General features: G+C 68.6%; 13 protein-coding genes. 2 read left to right on the top strand and 11 right to left on the bottom strand.

Annotation, left to right across the window (positions count from 1 at the left end; all coding sequences use genetic code 11):
* Positions 1–16: 16 nt before the first annotated feature.
* From OUA97_RS07875 to OUA97_RS07860, 4 genes are all read right to left on the bottom strand, one after another.
* A complete protein-coding gene (locus tag OUA97_RS07875; RefSeq protein WP_267231295.1) occupies positions 17–592 on the bottom strand; it encodes an MAPEG family protein in 576 nt (191 codons plus the stop codon).
* Positions 589–2,850: a class I SAM-dependent methyltransferase gene (locus OUA97_RS07870; RefSeq protein ID WP_267231294.1), complete on the bottom strand. Its 2,262-nt coding sequence runs from the start codon at positions 2,848–2,850 to the stop codon at positions 589–591. The genes OUA97_RS07875 and OUA97_RS07870 overlap by 4 nt, the downstream gene beginning before the upstream one ends.
* Positions 2,851–3,252: 402 nt before the next feature.
* Positions 3,253–3,771: a rhodanese-like domain-containing protein gene (locus OUA97_RS07865; protein WP_267231293.1), complete on the bottom strand. Its 519-nt coding sequence runs from the start codon at positions 3,769–3,771 to the stop codon at positions 3,253–3,255.
* Positions 3,737–4,108, bottom strand: coding sequence for an ArsR/SmtB family transcription factor (locus OUA97_RS07860; protein ID WP_267231292.1), 372 nt, complete (start codon positions 4,106–4,108; stop codon positions 3,737–3,739). The genes OUA97_RS07865 and OUA97_RS07860 overlap by 35 nt, the downstream gene beginning before the upstream one ends.
* 65 nt (positions 4,109–4,173) lie before the next feature.
* Between OUA97_RS07860 and OUA97_RS07855 the strand changes: the two genes are divergently transcribed.
* The gene (locus tag OUA97_RS07855; protein WP_267231290.1) at positions 4,174–5,025 is read left to right on the top strand and encodes an MBL fold metallo-hydrolase; all 852 of its coding nucleotides are present in this window, start codon (positions 4,174–4,176) and stop codon (positions 5,023–5,025) included.
* Between the two features lie 72 nt (positions 5,026–5,097).
* Here the strand turns inward: OUA97_RS07855 and OUA97_RS07850 are convergent, their stop codons facing one another.
* Genes OUA97_RS07850 through OUA97_RS07840 form a run of 3 tightly spaced genes read right to left on the bottom strand, consistent with a single transcriptional unit; the run spans position 5,098 to position 8,658 of the window.
* Positions 5,098–5,763: a class I SAM-dependent methyltransferase gene (locus tag OUA97_RS07850; protein WP_267231289.1), complete on the bottom strand. Its 666-nt coding sequence runs from the start codon at positions 5,761–5,763 to the stop codon at positions 5,098–5,100.
* Between the two features lie 25 nt (positions 5,764–5,788).
* On the bottom strand, positions 5,789–6,538 hold the full coding sequence (locus OUA97_RS07845) for an AraC family transcriptional regulator (RefSeq protein ID WP_267231287.1): 750 nt from the start codon (positions 6,536–6,538) through the stop codon (positions 5,789–5,791).
* A complete protein-coding gene (locus OUA97_RS07840; RefSeq protein WP_267231285.1) occupies positions 6,538–8,658 on the bottom strand; it encodes a heavy metal translocating P-type ATPase in 2,121 nt (706 codons plus the stop codon). Before OUA97_RS07840 ends, OUA97_RS07845 begins: the two co-directional genes overlap by 1 nt.
* Before the next feature lie 204 nt (positions 8,659–8,862).
* Here OUA97_RS07840 and OUA97_RS07835 point away from each other — a divergent pair, with 204 nt between their 5' ends.
* Positions 8,863–10,785, top strand: a complete 1,923-nt coding sequence (locus OUA97_RS07835; protein ID WP_267231284.1) for a cytochrome c/FTR1 family iron permease — start codon at positions 8,863–8,865, stop codon at positions 10,783–10,785.
* Positions 10,786–10,952: 167 nt separating this feature from the next.
* Here the strand turns inward: OUA97_RS07835 and OUA97_RS07830 are convergent, their stop codons facing one another.
* From OUA97_RS07830 to OUA97_RS07815, 4 genes are read right to left on the bottom strand one after another with little or no spacing between them, the layout of a single operon-like run.
* Positions 10,953–11,327, bottom strand: coding sequence for a copper-binding protein (locus tag OUA97_RS07830; protein ID WP_267231283.1), 375 nt, complete (start codon positions 11,325–11,327; stop codon positions 10,953–10,955).
* Positions 11,328–11,338: 11 nt separating this feature from the next.
* A complete protein-coding gene (locus OUA97_RS07825; RefSeq protein WP_267231282.1) occupies positions 11,339–14,482 on the bottom strand; it encodes an efflux RND transporter permease subunit in 3,144 nt (1,047 codons plus the stop codon).
* Positions 14,479–15,954 carry an efflux RND transporter periplasmic adaptor subunit gene (locus OUA97_RS07820; RefSeq protein WP_267231281.1) on the bottom strand — a complete coding sequence of 492 codons (1,476 nt, stop codon included), beginning with the start codon at positions 15,952–15,954 and terminating at the stop codon, positions 14,479–14,481. The genes OUA97_RS07825 and OUA97_RS07820 overlap by 4 nt, the downstream gene beginning before the upstream one ends.
* Positions 15,951–17,117, bottom strand: coding sequence for a TolC family protein (locus OUA97_RS07815; protein ID WP_267231416.1), 1,167 nt, complete (start codon positions 17,115–17,117; stop codon positions 15,951–15,953). Before OUA97_RS07815 ends, OUA97_RS07820 begins: the two co-directional genes overlap by 4 nt.
* Positions 17,118–17,175 lie beyond the last annotated feature (58 nt).

Raw genomic sequence — 17,175 nt, 5'->3', positions numbered from 1 at the left:
GGGTTTACTTTCCCGCTCAGCCGGGCAGGCGGGCCGCCACGTCCGAGGCTGTGTCCATGAGCGCCCAGCCATAGGCGCCGATTGTCGGGAGCGCCGTGGTCGCGATGCCGAAGGCGCGCCCCCCGGCGCCGCGTGGGTATCCGCGCAGGAAGGTCGCCCGTCCCAAGCTGAAGAGGACGACCATCGCGGCGATATAGGCGAGCGCCGCCTCGCCCTCCACGGTGGCGAGGGCGAGAATCCCGAACGCCGCGGTGAACGCCTGTTCGAGGGTGTTCTGGAGGAAGGCTCTCGGTACGGCTATGCGGGGGCTGGGGCGGCAATAGGCGGAACCGGCGTTGTCGGCCTCAGACTCAAACCGAACCTTGGCGACCATCCGCACGCCCAAGATGACCCACAAGCCGATCACCAGATCGGCGCGGAGCCCGAAGGCGAGGCGCTCCGAAAGCGTCTCAGGGAAGGAGAAGACTCTTGGCAAGCCAAGGCTTGCGAGGGCAAGCGTCGGCGCGCAAACGGCGAAGGCCAGGAGCGACTGACGAAGGACGGCGCGCTGCTCCGTTGGAAGATCGACGTGCGGAGAGGCGGGTTGGGTCACTTGGAGGCTCTCCTTGGACGGACCCAGAGCCGGTAGGTGTCGCCGAAGATCTCTGGATGCTCGCGCTCGTGGCGATGGAGGCGCGCAAGATCGCGCAACGCGCCGGAACGAGGGTTCTGCGCCAGGTAGCGCGAGCGGTCGGCAGCGTGTCCGAACTGGACGCCTAGGAACTCAAGACCGGCGGCGCTCAGCATTTCGCCGATCTGCGGCAGGGTAAAGCGATGCTCGTTCACATGGAACAGGAGGTCGCGGCAATCCGAAAGGGTCCAGAAGTCCGATGCCGGGCTCATCACGTCGTCCAGCGCCGGCGGCGATCCGTCAAGCATCAGGGCGCGTCGTAGCGCCCGAATGCCGTCCGGATCATCCCGATAACCGTGGCGGGCGATGTGGGCGCGCGCCTCCACAACAGCGCGTCGGCCGATCTCGCTATAGAGGCCCACGAAGAGAACGCCGTCTGGCCGTAGGAGCCCGGCGAGGACCTGGAGGCCTTGCGCGGGATTGGCCATGTGATGCAGCACGCCGAAGCTGTCGATCAGGTCGAAGCGTTCCTGCAGCGTTGGCAGGTCCAGGATGTCAGCCTGCAGGTGTTCCACCTCGGCGAGCCCGTAGGCGCGAGTCTTGCGCTTGGCGTAGGCGAGACTGGTGGCGCTGAGGTCGATCGCAAGGATCGAGGCGCCGCGGTAGGTGGTCGCCACGCGCATGGTCTCAAGGCCGGTGCCACAGCCGGCGACCAGTACGCGGGGACGGTCGAGATCTGGGATTTCATGGGTGGGAAGGTCTGGCAAGGCGCTTTGGATCGCCTTTCGGAAAGGCAGCGCCTCGCCAAGGCTGCAGCGAGTCCAGCGCGGATAGGGGTTCTCCTCGTACTGCGTTTGGACCGCGAGGGAGGTGGTGTCGCTCGGGGGCTTGAGCACCGGCAGGGCCGCGCGTAGCTCCGCCTCCTCGGCCGGCTCGGCCAGCTGCTCGCGCAGTACATCGGCGAGCGCCGGCAGCGGGTTGGCTTGGAGGCGCGCTGCGAGAGGCGTCGACGCCAGCGGGCGGTAGGCCGCCAGGACCGCCACCTTCGCGGCGTCGCCGGCCCCGGCGCCCAGGTCCTCGCGGTCCAGGGCGGCGACTAGAGCGTTCAGTCGCTGCTGCTCCACCGCGTCCGCATAGGCGACATACTCGTTCAGGAAAGACTGCCGACCGAGTGCGACGGCGAGACCGAGTTCGTCTTCGAGCGCCTCGGGCTCCGCGTCGGCGAGCCTCAGAAGGTCGGCCCGCAGCTGAACCAGCAGCAGTTCGATCCCGACGTCCGGGATCGGCGCCGACGCCAAGAGACGACGAAACAACGTATCGTGCAGCAGCCGCGTGGCGGCGGCGGCTCCGTGCTCCAGGGTCTGCGCAACATCACGCGGAGCTCGGACGATCGTCTCCAGGAGCTGATCGATATCAGGATCCTGCCGGAGCACGGCAAGGGCCGCGGTCGCGAGGTTACGGGGGTTGACGTCGGACCGGTCGAACAACTGCAGGAGGATGTCGCGGAAACCCGGCATCGCCGGCGCGACCCGCGTGTGGCGGAGCGCAGCGGCGAGCCGACGCCAGGCCTCGGCGTCCTCGGGGGCGGCCTCCACGGACTGCGCCAGCAGGCCCAGCCCTTCCGAACCGTGACCGAGTTGCAGTCGAACCAGCCCAAGGTTCGCCAGCAATATCGGACGCAGGGGATGGCCCGCCGGCGCCGCCTTGCATCCGGCTTCGAAGGGCTCAGAGGCCGCGGCGGCGTCGCCGCGCTGCAGCTGCAAAAGTCCCAGACCATTGAGGGCGGTCAGCATTGCGGGCGCTTGTTGCAATGCGGCGCGGTAGGAGCGTTCAGCCTCGGCCCGCTGTCCCAACAATCGATAAATGTCGCCGCTGGAAGCATGTGCCTCGGCGAAATCGGGTTTGAGAGCCGCAGCCCGTTGGAAAAACTTCGCCGCAATTTCGTAGGCCTGAATGCGGCGATGGGCTTCGCCCAGATTGAACTGGATGAACGGGTTCTTCGGCTGGCCGCCGGCGGCCTGCTGCAACCAGACGATCGCCTCGGCCGATCGGCCGGTGTTCATAGCGACCGTGCCGAGGATATTGAGCGCCGACGGGTCTAATGGCTTGGCCTTGAGGACACGTTGGGCGCCTTTCTCGGCCTCCGCCCAACGGCCGGCGTTCGCGTGCGCGACGGCCTGTTGCAAGATGGGCAAGATAAGTTCGAGACCGTTAGGCGGCTCGGACAGAACGCGCCTCATCCGACGCTCTTGGCGCAGCGCGAAGCTTCCAGGCCGATGAGCTGGCCAACCCTAGCTGCCGATGTCGTGCACGACATGCGAACTCCTCCTGATCCCGCGACCCTAATTGCTCTAGCGACTAGAGGATCAAGCGGTTTCGAAGACGCTGTCGCTCTTCTCCGCAATGGGGCCGCCGCCCGCCTTGGCTTCAGCTTCACGGCGAAGGCAGAGCAAATGTGGAGGACCTGAAGCGTCTGTCGGGAAGATCAACGGCGTGCGCCTAGCGCGCGGGCCAGCGTCAAGATCATATCGCTCGTCGGTTCGGACTTCCGCGTAGGCGCCTCAATGAAAGCGCCCAAGGCTCGACGAGTCGCGTCCAGTCAAACACTGGCGCCGGTGCGGCGCAGCTTGCCGATGGTCCTGTCAGGCCGCCCGCCGGTTCCACGGCGCGAAAGCCAGCAGGCGGGCCATGCCGCAGAAGCCGGTGAAGCCTGCAGTGGCGAGCCCCGCTCCGACGAAGGCGGCGACGCCCAGGAAGCCAGGATGGACCAGCAAGCCGAGCAGCACGCCCAGCAGCACCAGCAAGCCAGCGCCGATCTGGACCTGGCGCATCATCTCAAGCGGCGCCTTGCGGTCCTGCACGACCGGGAGGCCGGCCCTGATCCAGCCATCCAGCCCGCCTTGAAGGACGAAGGCCTCGCCCGCCACCCTGGCGGCCAGGCGCTCGCCGTTGGCGTCGGTGCGCATGCCGCTGCGGCAGGTGAAAATCACGTCTCGGCCAGTAGGCAGCGCGCCTGGCGCCGAGAGCGGGCGCGATAGCGCGCCCTTCACATGGGCGCGGGCGAACTCGTCCGGCTCGCGGATGTCGATCAGCACTGCGCCGCCGTCGCTCAGGCGGGCGGCCACGTCATTCGGCGTCAGGGGCGTAAGTTTGGCGGTCATGGCTCTTCCTTATGTCCGGGGGACAGAAGATCTCGGCGAGCGTCGTCACCACCCGCACCGCGGCGGGGTCGATGATCCGGTACCAGATGGTCTGGCCGTCGCGACGCGTGGCCACGATCGCCTCCTCTCGCAGCACCGCCAGGTGCTGTGAAAGAGCCGACTGCGAAAGGCCGACCCGGGGAACAAGCTCCCCGACCGACAGTTCGCCGTCCGCCAACTGACAGAGGATCATCAGCCGACGCTCGTTGGCGAGCGCGCGGAGAAGCTTGGCGGCTTCCCCAGCGCTGGCCTCGAAACGGGTGATGTCGAAGTTCGCAAGATCGAACATGATCGCCATATATGCGTCATTGCTAATTTAGCAATAGCTAATACATATGAAGCCGAACTCAGGAGGCCCCGGCCATGATCCCTAGCGTAGACGGCTTCTTCGACGAGGCCACCCACACGATCTCCTATCTGATCGCCGACCCAGCCACGAAGGCGGCGGCAATCGTCGATCCGGTGCTCGATTTCGACCCTAAGGCGGCGCGCGTCTCCACCGGGTCCGCCGACGCCCTGCTGGCCGCCGCCCAGGCTCGGGGATTGGATCTGCATTGGATTTTGGAAACCCATGCCCACGCCGACCATCTATCGGGCGCAGACTACTTGCGGGCGAAAACCGGCGCGAAAGTCGTCATCGGGGTCGATATTGAGGCCGTGCAGAAGGCCTTCGGCGACATGTTCGAGGCCAAGGCCGACGGCAGGGTCTTTGACCGGCTGGTTCGCGAGGGCGACGTTCTGCCGCTCGGCGACCTTCAGATCGAGGTCCTACAAACCCCCGGCCACACCCCGGCCTGCGTGACCTATCGGGTGGGTGACGCGGCTTTCGTCGGCGACACCCTCTTCATGCCCGACTACGGCACCGCCCGGGCCGACTTCCCCGGTGGCGATGCGGCGACCCTGTACCGCTCGATCCGTAGAATCCTGGCCCTGCCGCCGCAGACACGGATATTCGTCGGCCACGACTACCTCCCCGAAGGCCGCGAGACCTTCGCCTGGGAGACCACCGTCGCGGCCGAGCGCGCCGGCAACGTCCACGTCCGCGAGGGCGTCGGCGAGGCTGAGTTCGTGTCGATGCGAGAGGCGCGCGACGTCACTCTGGCTGCACCGACTCTGATCCTGCCCTCGCTGCAGGTGAACATCCGCGCCGGCGCTCTGCCCGACCCTTCCCCTAGCGGCCGGGTGTTCCTCAGGCTGCCGTTGAACGCGCTATAGGCTCAGCCGTCGTTCGACCGGTGAGCCTGCGCCAAAGAGGGTAGGCGTCGCGAGGCGCGGCGGGCTGCGACGCTAGCGCAATGGAGCCCTCGCAGAGTAGAGCGAGATCGACCCGGTCGGTGTGGGCACGATGCGCGTCTCCTCGACGTCCGCCAGACCCGCGGCCGACATCAGACCCGGCAGGACGCCGTCGGCGTTCGGCTGAGTGTGGTCGAACCCGTCGAGCATCTGCACCTGCCGGAACAACACGCGCATCAACGGGGTGCGTTGAAGGCCATAGTCTGCAATCGCGACCTGCCCCCCAGGCTTCAGCGCCCTGCGGATAGCACTGAGGATGGCCTGTTTGACCTCAACAGAGCACTGGTGAAACACGAGGCTCGATACGATCTTGTCGACGGTTCCGTCCGGCGCAACCTCGCTGAGGCCGTCGCCGAAGCCTTGCCGCCACTCGACTGCCAATCCAGCTTCGTCCGCCTTCCGCTTGGCAAGCGCCAACACGTTCGGATCGGGGTCGACGCCAATGATCCGCGCGTCGGGGGAGGCGGCTTTGAGCATCAGCGCAAAGGTGCCGGTCCCACAGCCGACATCGAGAATGATCTCGTGCTCACGCGGAGCGACCAGTTTCAAAAGGGCCGTCCGCCAGCGGCGTTCACGCGTCATGAGCGCGATGGCCCTGTCGTAGGCCTGTGTCAGTTCATGGCGGCCAAGGGCCGGCGTAAAGTCACGTGTATTGGTCATGGCGCTTCCCGTTGAGGGGAACGGTCTAGGCCTCGCCAGACGGGCCGGCATGAACATAGCGGCTGCGTCGGACAGGCGGCCTTGGCAGCCGCAACGCGCTTGGGGGGATCCCGAACATCGCCCGCAGGGTTCGCGAAAAGTGGGCGGCGTCGGCGAAGCCCGCCCCATGGGCGGCCGTCGTCGCGTCCTCGCCCGACTTGAGGGCCTGAACCGCCCGTCCGATGCGCCGCCAAAGCACGTATCGTCGAAACGGCAGGCCCATGGCGTCAACGAAGAGGTGGCGGAAACGCTCCGGCGATAGCCCCGTCTTCGCCGCGGCAGCGTCCAGCGGAACCGCGCCACAGGGGAGGAGGCGATCGATTTCCGTCAAGGCCGGCTGCAGCCTGGTGAGGGTCAGGCGTGGCGGAAGCGGGCCGCCGCGCATGCGGCTCCAGGTCCATTCGTCCGGTCCGGGCGAGGTTCGCGCTACGATGACCGGCGCAGAGGCGGCGGTCGCCAACGGGCGGACAATCTCCGGCGGAAGCGAAGCAAGCGCCGGTTCGACAAACAGGATCTGGGCGTCGTCCGCAGGCTCCAACCGATGCGCAACCAGCGGATCGATGAGGATGACGCGCCCGGCTGCTCGCCGTCCTGCGGCGTCAATCACCGTCACGGGCGTTGGTGCGATCACAGCTTGCGCCGCCAGGTGCCGATGGAGGCGACTGTCGCCGACCGCGCCGCGCCAGATCGCCCAGCGGTCGGCGGCCTCGAACGCGCCGGACCAGGCGTCGCCCATTAGGCTGTCGCGCGGCTGCGTTCAAAGCGCAGAAGCCGAAGCGCATTGGCGGTGACCAGGACGGTGGCGCCGGTGTCGGCCAGGATCGCCATCCAGAGCGGCGTGGTCCCCATCAGGGTCGTCACCAGGAAAACCGCCTTGAGACCGAGGGCGATCGCGACATTCTGCCAGATGTTGCGCAGCGTCCCTCGCGACAGCCGCACCAGATCTGCGACCCCGGTCACCTTGTCGTTGAGAAGGGCGGCGTCGGCGGTCTCCAGGGCGACGTCGGTTCCGCCGCCCATGGAAACACCGACCGAGGCTGCAGCGAGCGCCGGCGCATCGTTGATGCCATCGCCGATCATGGCGATGGGGCCATGAGCTCGCAGGTCTTGGATGCGCGACAGCTTGACGTCGGGCAGCAGTTCCGCCTCGGCCTCGATCTGCAATGCCTCGCCGATCGCTTGAGCGGCGCGGGCGTTGTCACCGGTCAGCATCACAGTGCGCAACCCCATGGCGCGCAGTTGCGCCAGCCCCTGGACGGCGTCGGGGCGGGGCTCGTCCCGCAGGGCCAGGGCGCCGAGCGCGCGTTTGGATTCCAGCACCACGACCACGGTCTTGCCCGCACTCTCGAGCGCTTGCAGCCGCGCGGCTTGCTCGGCGCTCAACTGGCCCTGCTCGGCGGCGAAGCGGGGTGAGCCAACAGAGACGAAGCCGCCCTTGAGGCGGCCGGTGACCGCCTTGCCCGGGGTTGCGGTCACGCCATAGGCGGTCGGCAGGGTCAGGCCTTCGGCTTCCGCGCGGGCGATGATCGCAAGGCCAAGAGGATGGCTCGACCCCTTCTCGACGGCTGCCGCCTTGGCCAGCAGTTCGTCGGCCCCTCCTTCGAAGGGCACAATGTCGCTGACCTGGGGGCGGCCGATGGTGAGCGTGCCGGTCTTGTCGAAGGCGACCGTTGTGACCTTGCCGAGCGTTTCCAGGGCTGCGCCGCCCTTCACGAGCAAGCCCTTGCGCGCCCCCGCGGCGAGGCCGGACGCGATCGCCGCCGGGGTCGAGATGACCAGCGCGCAAGGACAGGCGATGAGCAGAACCGCCAGGCCACGATAGATCCAGGTATGCCATTCGGCGCCGAGGAGGAGCGGCGGCAGCACGATGATCAAGGCGGCGACCACCATGGCGGCGGGTGTGTACCAGGCGCTGAACCGGTCGATGAAGCGGGCCATCGGCGCGCGGGCGCCCTGGGCCTCTTCGACCAGATGGATGATGCGCGCGATCGTGTTGTCGGCCGCGGCCTTCGTGATGGCGACCCGCAGTTGGCCGTTGCCGTTGATGCTCCCGGCATAGATTTCCGACCCGGGCTCCTTGGTCACCGGAACGGATTCCCCCGTGACAGGCGCTTGGTTGACCTCGGAGGTTCCGCTGATCACCTCGCCGTCGGACGGCGCCCGGTCGCCGGGGCGGATCACCACGACATCTCCGACCGCCAATTCGGCGGCGGCGATCTGTTCGACGACGCCCTCGCGTTCGCGCAACGCCGATCGCGGAACGAGATCGACGAGGGCGCGAATGCCCGCCCGGGCCTTGGAGGCAGCCACCCCCTCCAACAGCTCCCCGACCGCGAACAGGAAGACGACCACCGCCGCTTCCTCGGCCTCGCCGATGGCGATCGCGCCGGCGGCGGCCACCGACATCAGGGTTTCAATGCTGAACGGGGTGCCGGCCACCGCGCCGGCCGCCGCGCGCCGGGCGATGGGAACCAGACCGACCAGGGTCGCGATCGCATAGACCCAGGTTGTCCAACCGGGAGCGAGACGCGCGATGACGAACGCTGCAGCCAGGGCCAAAGCCGAGGCTAGCGCCAGATGCGCCTTGCGCGATCGCCACCAGATTTCGTCGCTGGCCGCGCCGACTTCCGAGGTGGGATCGCTATCGCCGCTCGGCGTGTAGCCCAGGACGCGAATGCGTTCGCGAATGGCGCTGGGCGATGTGCGATCGGCGTCGTAGGCCAGCGTCAACCGCTGCAGGCTGTAGTTGACGTCGATGTCGCTGACGCCGGGAACCCGCTTGAGCGCGGTCTCGATTTTCGTCGCGCAGGCGCCGCAGTCCATGCCATCGACGCGCAGGATCAGGGCGGTGCTCACGAGGCGCGCTCGCTCGAGCGGGTGGGAGCCGTCTCTGCCCGAAGCGCGATCATCGACCTGTCCTCCAATACATCACCGGCGAGGGTACATCCTCAAGTCGCTAGAGGATCAAGCCTCCGCTGTCGTCGATGCAGGTTCGCGGTGGCGGGCTCGCCAAGCGGCGTAGCGCCCTGATAAGGAGAATTGCTAGCATCACGGTTTCCCATGCGCATTTTGTCCATTCTCCTCTCGGCCGCTGTCGCGGCGCTGACCCTGCTCGCGTCGCCAGTCATGGCCCAGGAAAGCAGTTCGGCGCAGACGGCATGGCGACTGCTGGACTATGTCGCGGTGGATTATGCCGGCGCCGTCGACAACGGCCAGGTCGTCAGCGCCGCCGAGTACGCGGAGATGGTGGAGTTCGCCGCCGCCGTCCGCACGCGCCTGGCTGCATTGCCCGCGACCCCCGCCCAGCCGCAGCTCGTGCGAGACGCCGCCGCGCTGGAGGCGGCGGTGCTGGCCAAGGCGCCGCCGGCGCAGGTGAGCCACGACGCCCACAATTTGGCCAGCGCCTTGCTTGCGGCCTATCCGACGCCCCTGGCCCCGCGCTCGGCTCCGGACCTCAGCCGTGGCGCAAGTCTCTACGCCGAGCAGTGCGCAGCCTGCCATGGTCCCACCGGCGGCGGCGATGGTCCGAACGCCGAGGGGCTTGACCCGCCGCCGATCGCGTTCAGCGACATGGCGCGGGCGCAGCAGCGGAGCGTGTTTGGTCTTTATCAGGTCATCGGCCAGGGCCTGGACGGCACGGCTATGGCCAGTTACGCCCACCTCTCGGAGGCTGACCGCTGGGCCCTGGCGTTCTACGTCGGCGGGCTTGCCTATAACGACGCCCAGGCCAAGGCCGGCGAGCAGTTCTGGCGGCGGGACGCGGCTGTGCGCGCCAGGTTCAGCACCCTTGCGGCGCTCACTCAGGCGACGCCGCAGGCCTTGGCTGCCGACTTCGGCCCGGAAAAGGCGCAGGCGCTCACCGCCTATCTTCGCAAGACGCCGAGTGCGCTGTCGGGCCAGGGCCCCAATCTTTCTCTCGCCCGTGGACGGCTTGCGCAGAGCGCTGCGGCCTATGCGGCGGGCGACCGGCGACGGGCGACCGACCTGGCGCTGTCGGCCTATCTCGACGGATTCGAACCGGTCGAGCCGCTCCTGAAAGCGCGTGATCCGGCGCTGATGGGCCGCATCGAGACCGCTATGGGCGCCTACCGGTCGGCGATCGCAGCTGGGCAGCCGGCGGCGACGGTGCAAGGTCAGGCCGAACAGCTTGCCGCCTACATGGACGCCGCCGAGCGCGCGCTCGCACCGGAAAAGGCCAGCCAAGTCTCTGCGTTCATGGGGGCCTTCACGATCCTCCTGCGGGAAGGCCTTGAGGCTCTGCTGGTCGTGGTGGCGATGGTCGCCTTCCTGCGGAAAGCTGGCCGGTCCGACGTCTTGCCCTACGTGCACGGCGGCTGGAGCGCGGCCCTCGGGGCTGGCGTCCTCACCTGGGCCGCCGCCACCTATCTGATCTCGATCAGCGGCGCGAGCCGCGAATTGATGGAGGGCTTTGGCTCTCTCATCGCGGCCGTCGTGCTGGTCTCCGTCGGGATCTGGATGCACGGCAAGAGCCGGGCGGATGTCTGGCAACGCTACATACGCGACAAGCTCTCCAAGGCCTTGTCACGGAAATCGGCTTGGTTCCTGTTCGCCCTGGCCTTCCTGGTCGTCTACCGGGAGGTTTTCGAGACCATCCTCTTCTTTGCCGCGCTCTGGAGCCAGGGCGGGCATATGGCGATGCTGGCCGGCGCCGGATTGGGCGCCGTGGTCCTGGCCGCGGTCGGTTGGGGGCTCCTGCGCTACAGCCGCAAGCTCCCCATCACCCAGTTCTTCGCCTTGAGCTCGGTTCTCATCGCCATCCTCGCCGTAGTCCTCGCCGGCAAGGGCGTGGCCGGACTCCAGGAGGCCGGACTTCTGGGGATCCGCCCGATTGCAGGACTGCCGCGGATCGAGATCTTGGGCGTTTATCCGACCTGGCAGGGCGTCGCGGCCCAGATTGCAACGCTTCTGGTGATGGTGTTCGGCTTTGTTCGCAACAGCCGGACGGCGCCTATTCGGGCCTAGTCCGCACCCGCCGAGCCACGGGCTCGCTTCTCCAGAACCGATGGGGGCAGGCGCCCGTGCGGCCGGCGCCAGCAGGGTCGGACCGCAGCGCGTTGGTGCGGTTCGGCGTCTGCTCTGCTCCGGCCACGCGGGGGTGTCGTGGGCGACTCTCATCGCCCGCGACGGACCTATTGCTTCTGGATGGCGGTGATCTCGCCCGCCCCGTCCTTGATCGTCAGATCGAAGGCCACCTTGTCTCCGACATTCACCGATTGAGCGAGCGCCGGGGTGGCCTTGAAGCCCATGGTCATGGCCGGCCAGTTCGCTTCCGGGATCGGCGTGTGATCAACGGTGATCACGCCGGCGGCCGCATCGACGGCGGTGACCGTTCCGGTCGCCTTAACCGACTTGGCGGCCGATGCATCCATAGCCATGCCCTCGGCCATCTTCGGCGTTTCGGGCGGCGGCGCCGTCTCGACGGCCTTTTCCTCCGTCTTGGGGCTGCAAGCCGTGAGAACGGCCGCGAGGCCGAGGCCCGCCAGGGTCAGTGTGGTGCGCTTCATAGGAGTCTCCTTCAGGTGGAAGCGGGTTGAAGAGATGTGCGGTGGGACCTGCGGCGGAGCAGCAGGTAGCCGGCCGGGATGACCAGCATGGAAAGCAACGGGGCGGTCACCATGCCGCCGATCATCGGGGCGGCGATCCGGCTCATGACCTCAGAGCCGGCGCCGTGGCCGATGAGGATCGGGGCGAGGCCGGCGAGGATCACCGCGACCGTCATGGCCTTGGGACGCACCCGCAGCAGGGCTCCCTCGCGGACGGCGTCCTCGACCTGGGCGGGGGAGGGGTGCTCGCCTCGGTCCTTCAGCGCGTCCTTCAAATAGATCAGCATCACCACGCCGAACTCGGCGGCGACGCCGGCGAGCGCGATCAGGCCGACGCCAGTGGCGACCGACTGGTGATAGCCGAGCAGGTAAAGCGCCCAGACGCCGCCGGTCAGCGCGAACGGCAGGGTCGCCATGATCAGAGCCGCCTCGTCGAAGCGGCGGAAGATCACATAGAGCAGCACGAAGATGATCAGGAGCGTCGCCGGTACGACCAGCTTCAGCCGCTCGACGGCGCGCTGCAGATACTCGAATTGGCCTGAATAGGCGATCGAGACCCCCGGCGAGAGCTTCACGTCCTTGGCGACAGCCTGCCGCAGGCCGGTGACGACCGACGTCAGGTCGCGCCCCCGGACGTCGATATAGACCCAGGTGGAGGGGCGGCCGTTCTCGGTCTTCAGCATCGGCGGTCCGTCGGCAATTTCGATCTTCGCCACGGTTCCGAGCGTGATCTGCTGGCCGGCCGGGGTGAGAACCGGCAGGTTGCGCAGGCCCTCCAGGCTGTCGCGGATCTCGCGCGGATAGCGGACATTGATCGGATAGCGGGCCAGGCCCTCGATGGTCTGCCCGACGGTCTCGCCGCCGATCGCCCCGGCGACGATCTCCTGCACGTCGGCGATGTTGAGCCCGAAGCGGGCCGCGGCGGCGCGGTCGATATCGACATCGACATAGCGCCCTCCGGTCAGCCGTTCAGCCAGGGCCGAGCTCACGCCCGGAACGGCCTTGGCGGTCGTCTCCACGTCACGCGCGATGCGGTCGAGCTCGGTGAGGTCGGGGCCAGAAACCTTCACCCCGATCGGGCTCTTGATGCCGGTGGCCAGCATGTCGATGCGATTGCGGATCGGCGGCACCCAGACGTTGGCCAGGCCCGGGACCCTCACGGTCCGGTCCAGTTCCTCGACCAGCTTGTCCGGCGTCATGCCGGGCCGCCATTCGCTGCGCGGTTTGAACTGGATGGTGGTCTCGAACATCTCCAACGGCGCGGGGTCGGTGGCGCTCTCGGCGCGGCCGGCCTTGCCGAACACGGTCTTCACCTCCGGCACGGTCTTGATCAGCCTATCGGTCTGCTGCAGCAACTCGCCGGCCTTCTGCGCCGAGAGGCCGGGCAGGGCCGAGGGCATGTAGAGCAGGTCGCCCTCGTCCATGGCCGGGATGAACTCGCCGCCGAGCTGGCTGAGCGGCCACGCGGTCGTGGCGAAGACCAGCGCGGCGATGACCAGGGTGGTCCGCGGCCGGTCCATCACCCAATCCAGGGCCGGTCTGTAGGCGGCGGTCAGGCAGCGATTCAGGGCGTTGTCGCGCTCGCGCGGGATGCGGCCCCGGATCAGGTAGCCCATCAACACCGGGACCAGGGTCACTGACAGGATCGCCGCCCCCGCCATCGCGTAGGTCTTGGTGAAGGCCAGCGGTGAGAACAGGCGGCCTTCCTGCCCCTGGAGGGTGAAGACCGGCACAAACGACAGGGTGATGATCACCAGGCTGAAGAACAGCGCCGGCCCGACCTCGGCCGCGGCGTCGGTAATGACTCGCCAGCGGGTGTCGCCCTTCAGCGGCTCGCCCGGGTGATCCTCCTCCCAGCGCTCGATCTTCTTGTGGGCGTTCTCGATCATCACCACGGCGGCGTCGACCATGGCGCCGATGGCGATGGCGATGCCGCCCAGGGACATGATGTTGGCGTTGACGCCCTGGGCCCGCATGACGATCAGCGCGAACAGCACGCCCAGCGGCAGGGTCAGGATCGCGACCAGCGCCGATCGTGCGTGCCAGAGGAAGAGCGCGCAGACCAGGGCGACGACCACGAACTCCTCGACCAGCTTCTCGCGCAGATTGGCGATCGCGCGGTCGATGAGCTGGGAGCGGTCATAGGTTGTCACCACCTCGACGCCTTCCGGCAGGCTCTTCTGCAGGTCTGCCAACTTGGCCTTGACGGCGTGGATGGCCTCGCGGGCGTTCTTGCCCGAGCGGAGGATCACGACCCCGCCGGCGACCTCGCCTTGGCCGTTGAGTTCGGCCAGGCCGCGGCGCATCTCCGGGCCGAGCTGGACGATGGCCACGTCGCCCAGCCGCACCGGCACGCCCCCGGCCGCGGTCTTCAGCGGAATGGCCCGAAAGTCGTCGAGGCTGGTCAGGTAGCCGGAGGCGCGGACCATGTACTCGGCCTCGGCCAGCTCCAGCACCGAGCCGCCAGTCTCGCTGTTGGCGCGCTTGATCGCCTCCACGGCCTGGCTGTGGGTGACGCCGTAGGCTGCGAGCTTCACCGGGTCGAGCACGACCTGGTACTGCTTGACCATGCCGCCGATGCTGGCGACTTCGGCGACGCCCGGCAGGCTCTTGAGCTCATAGCGCAGGAACCAGTCCTGTAGGGACCGCAGCTCCGACAGGTCATGGCGGCCGGTGCGGTCGACCAGGGCGTATTCGTAGACCCAGCCGACCCCGGTGGCGTCCGGCCCCAGCGCCGGCTTGGCCGCTTCCGGCAAACGGGCCTGGACCTGGTTCAGGTACTCCAGCACCCGCGAGCGGGCCCAGTAGAGGTCGGTCCCGTCCTCAAAGATCACATAGACGAAGCTGTCGCCGAAGAACGAGTAGCCGCGGACGGTCTTAGCGCCCGGCACCGAGAGCATCGTAGTGGTCAGCGGATAGGTGACCTGGTTCTCGACGATCTGCGGCGCCTGACCGGGATAGGGGGTGCGGATGATCACCTGCACGTCGGATAGGTCGGGCAGGGCGTCGACCGGCGTCGTGCGCACCGCGAGCGCGCCGGCCGCGATCAGCGCTAGGGCGGCGAGGAGAACGAAGAAACGATTGCGGACCGACCAGCGGATCAGGGCTGCGATCATCGCGCCACCCCCGTCCGGGCGATGCGACGCACGACGGCGCCGTCCGGCCTTTGCTCGAAGCCGAACGTGACCTGGTCGCCGACCTTCAGGCCTTTAGCCAGGGTGGGCGGTTCGAGCTTGAAGGTCATGGTCATGGCGGGCCAGTCGATCGCCGGCACCGGCTCGTGGCTGAGGGTGACGGAACTGGCCGACAGCGCTTCGATCCGGCCCCGCGTCTCGTGGAGCACGCCCGGCGCCTTGGCGGGCGCTGGAGCTCCGATCGCGAGCGGCCGCGCCTGCAGTCCGGCCAGGCTCGCTTCGGAATCAATCAGGAACTGGCCGGAAGCCACGATCTTCAGGCCTTCGCTAAGTCCGGCCAGGATCTCGGTGCGATCGCCGCTCTCGCGGCCAACCCGAACCTCCACCGGCGCATACCGGCCCTGCTCGCCGGCCACCATGACGAGGCTGCGCTTGCCGGTGCGGATCACCGCCTCGGACGGCACGGACAAGGCTGTCTGCGCTTCGCCGCCGAGATGGACGGTGGCGAACATGCCTGGCCGCAGCCGACCTTGGGGATTGGGGAGCTCCACTCGAACGGTAAGCGTGCGGGTTTCGGCCTGGGTGGTCGGGAGGATGGCGGTGACCCGACCGCTAAAGGTCTCGCCGGGGAAGGCGGCGAGGTCGGCGGTGACGGACTGGCCGACCTTGACCCGCCCAGCCTGAGCCTCCGGAACCGCGGCGTTGAGCCAGACGGTCGAGAGACCGGCGACCTGCGCCAGGGTCTGGCCGGCGCTGACGGTCATCCCCTGGCGCAGGTCGAGGGTCTGGATGGCTCCGCCGATCGGTGTTGCGATGGTCACGACGTTGCGCGGCCGACCGGAGCGGGCGACCTGGTCGATCAGCGCCTGCGGCATGCCGAGCAGCGCCAGCCGCTGGCGGGCGGCGCTCTCCAGCGTCGCATCGCCCGACCGGCGCACGGCGAGGTATTCGGTCTGGGCGCCGGCCCAGGACGGCACGAGGAGGTCGGCGATCGGCGCGCCCGCAGCGACGACGTCGCCGGGCGCGCGCGCATGGACCCGCTGCACGAAGCCGTCGGCCCTGGCCTGGATGATGGCGACGCTGCGCTGGTTGAAGTCGAGGACCCCGGACGCCTCGACGCTTTGTGCGAAGGCGCTGCGCTCGACGCGGGCCAGCCGCACGCCGAGGCTTTGCGCCGCCGCGGGGTCGATCCGCACGCCGCCGCCCGCTTCGGCTTCGTCGGCGTACTTGGGGATCAGGTCCATGTTCATGGACGACTTGCCGGGCCCCGGATAGCGCTCCATCGGGACCATCGGGTCGTACCAGTAGAGAATCTTGCGCCCCTCCGATCCGGGCGTGCTGGCCGATGGGACTGGGGGCTTCTGCAAGTGAGCCAGGCCATAGCCTAGCCCGCCGCCGGCGAGGGCGACCACGGCCGCGGCGGCGGCGAGCTGGGTGCGGGAGAGGGCGATCATTGGGCGTCGCTTCCGTAGGTCTGGACGATGCGGACCGCGTCGCGCTCGACGTCGGCCTCGCGGTCAAGGATGTTGATCTTGGCTTCGGCGAGGGCGACCAGCGCGCCCAGTACGTCGGCGAGCCCCGCCGTCCCGGCGGCGTAGCTCGCTGTCTCGAGCTCGGCGCGGCGCGCAGCCAGGGGCTCCAGCGTGGTGCGGGCGCGCATGAGCCGGTCGTGATGCATGGCGTGGTCGGCGAGGTCCGCCTCCAGGGTAGCCGACAGCGCGCGGCGCGCCGCCTCCCGCTCGTAGCGGACGCGGGCGGCGCTGGAGGCGCGAGCGGCGATCATCGGGTCCTGCCGCTTGTCGGCGAACAACGGCAGGCTCACCGACGCGCCGACCGAGACCATGTCGCCGTACATTGGATCGCGGTGCTGGTAGGTGAGATCCCAGCTCCAATCCGGCTGCTTCTCAGCCTTGGCGGCCAAAGTGTCGGCGTCGGCCTGGCGACCGGCGGCGTCGTAGGCCCGGAGTGTCGGCAGCCTTTCAAGGCCGGCGCGCAAGCTGGCTGGATCGACCTGGAAGTTCGGTGGCGGGCCAGTCACGTCGGCATCGACCTCGCCAGTCCAGCGGACGAGCTCGGCCCGGGCCCTGCCGACCGCGGCGACCAGTTCGGCGCGCCGGTCGCCGAGGGCGGCGCTGAGTTGGTCCGGCTCCAGGGCTAGGGCGGGTCGCGCCGACCCAGTGGCGATTTGCGACGGCGCGCTGGCGCGAAGGGGCGTCAGCGCGCGCTCCACCTCGCCCAAGGCCGCGAGCCGTTTATTGGCGTAGAAGAGGTCGATCCAGGCCAGGGAGGCTGCAAGACGGACCGCGCGCGCCTCGACCCGCGCGCTGGCCTCGGCGGCCTCGATGTCAGCGGCGGCGCGCTCACGGCTCGCCCGGCGTTTGGCGTTGCTGGGCATGTCCTGGCTGACGCCGACAGTGGCCATGGTCATGCTGTCGCGGTCGAAGGTCCCCGCTGGAGGTCCCGAGATCGGGAAATTGCCGAGACCCGTAGCGAGCTTTGGATCGGGCAGGCGACCGGCGGCGATCGCCGTCGAGCGGGCTGCGGCGACATCGGCGCTCCTGCCGAGCAGGCTTGGCGCGGTGGTGTCTGCGAGCCTGAGCGCCGCGTCGAAGGTCAGCGGCGCGGGGGGGGGGGGGGGGGGGGGGGGGGGGGGGGGGGGGGGGGGGGGGGGGGGG

It is taken from the genome of Phenylobacterium sp. 58.2.17 (assembly GCF_026411515.1).
In the GTDB taxonomy this organism is placed as follows: domain Bacteria; phylum Pseudomonadota; class Alphaproteobacteria; order Caulobacterales; family Caulobacteraceae; genus Phenylobacterium.
The sequence above is the reverse complement of the archived record's forward strand: the minus strand, read 5'-3'. Positions and strand labels throughout refer to the sequence as shown.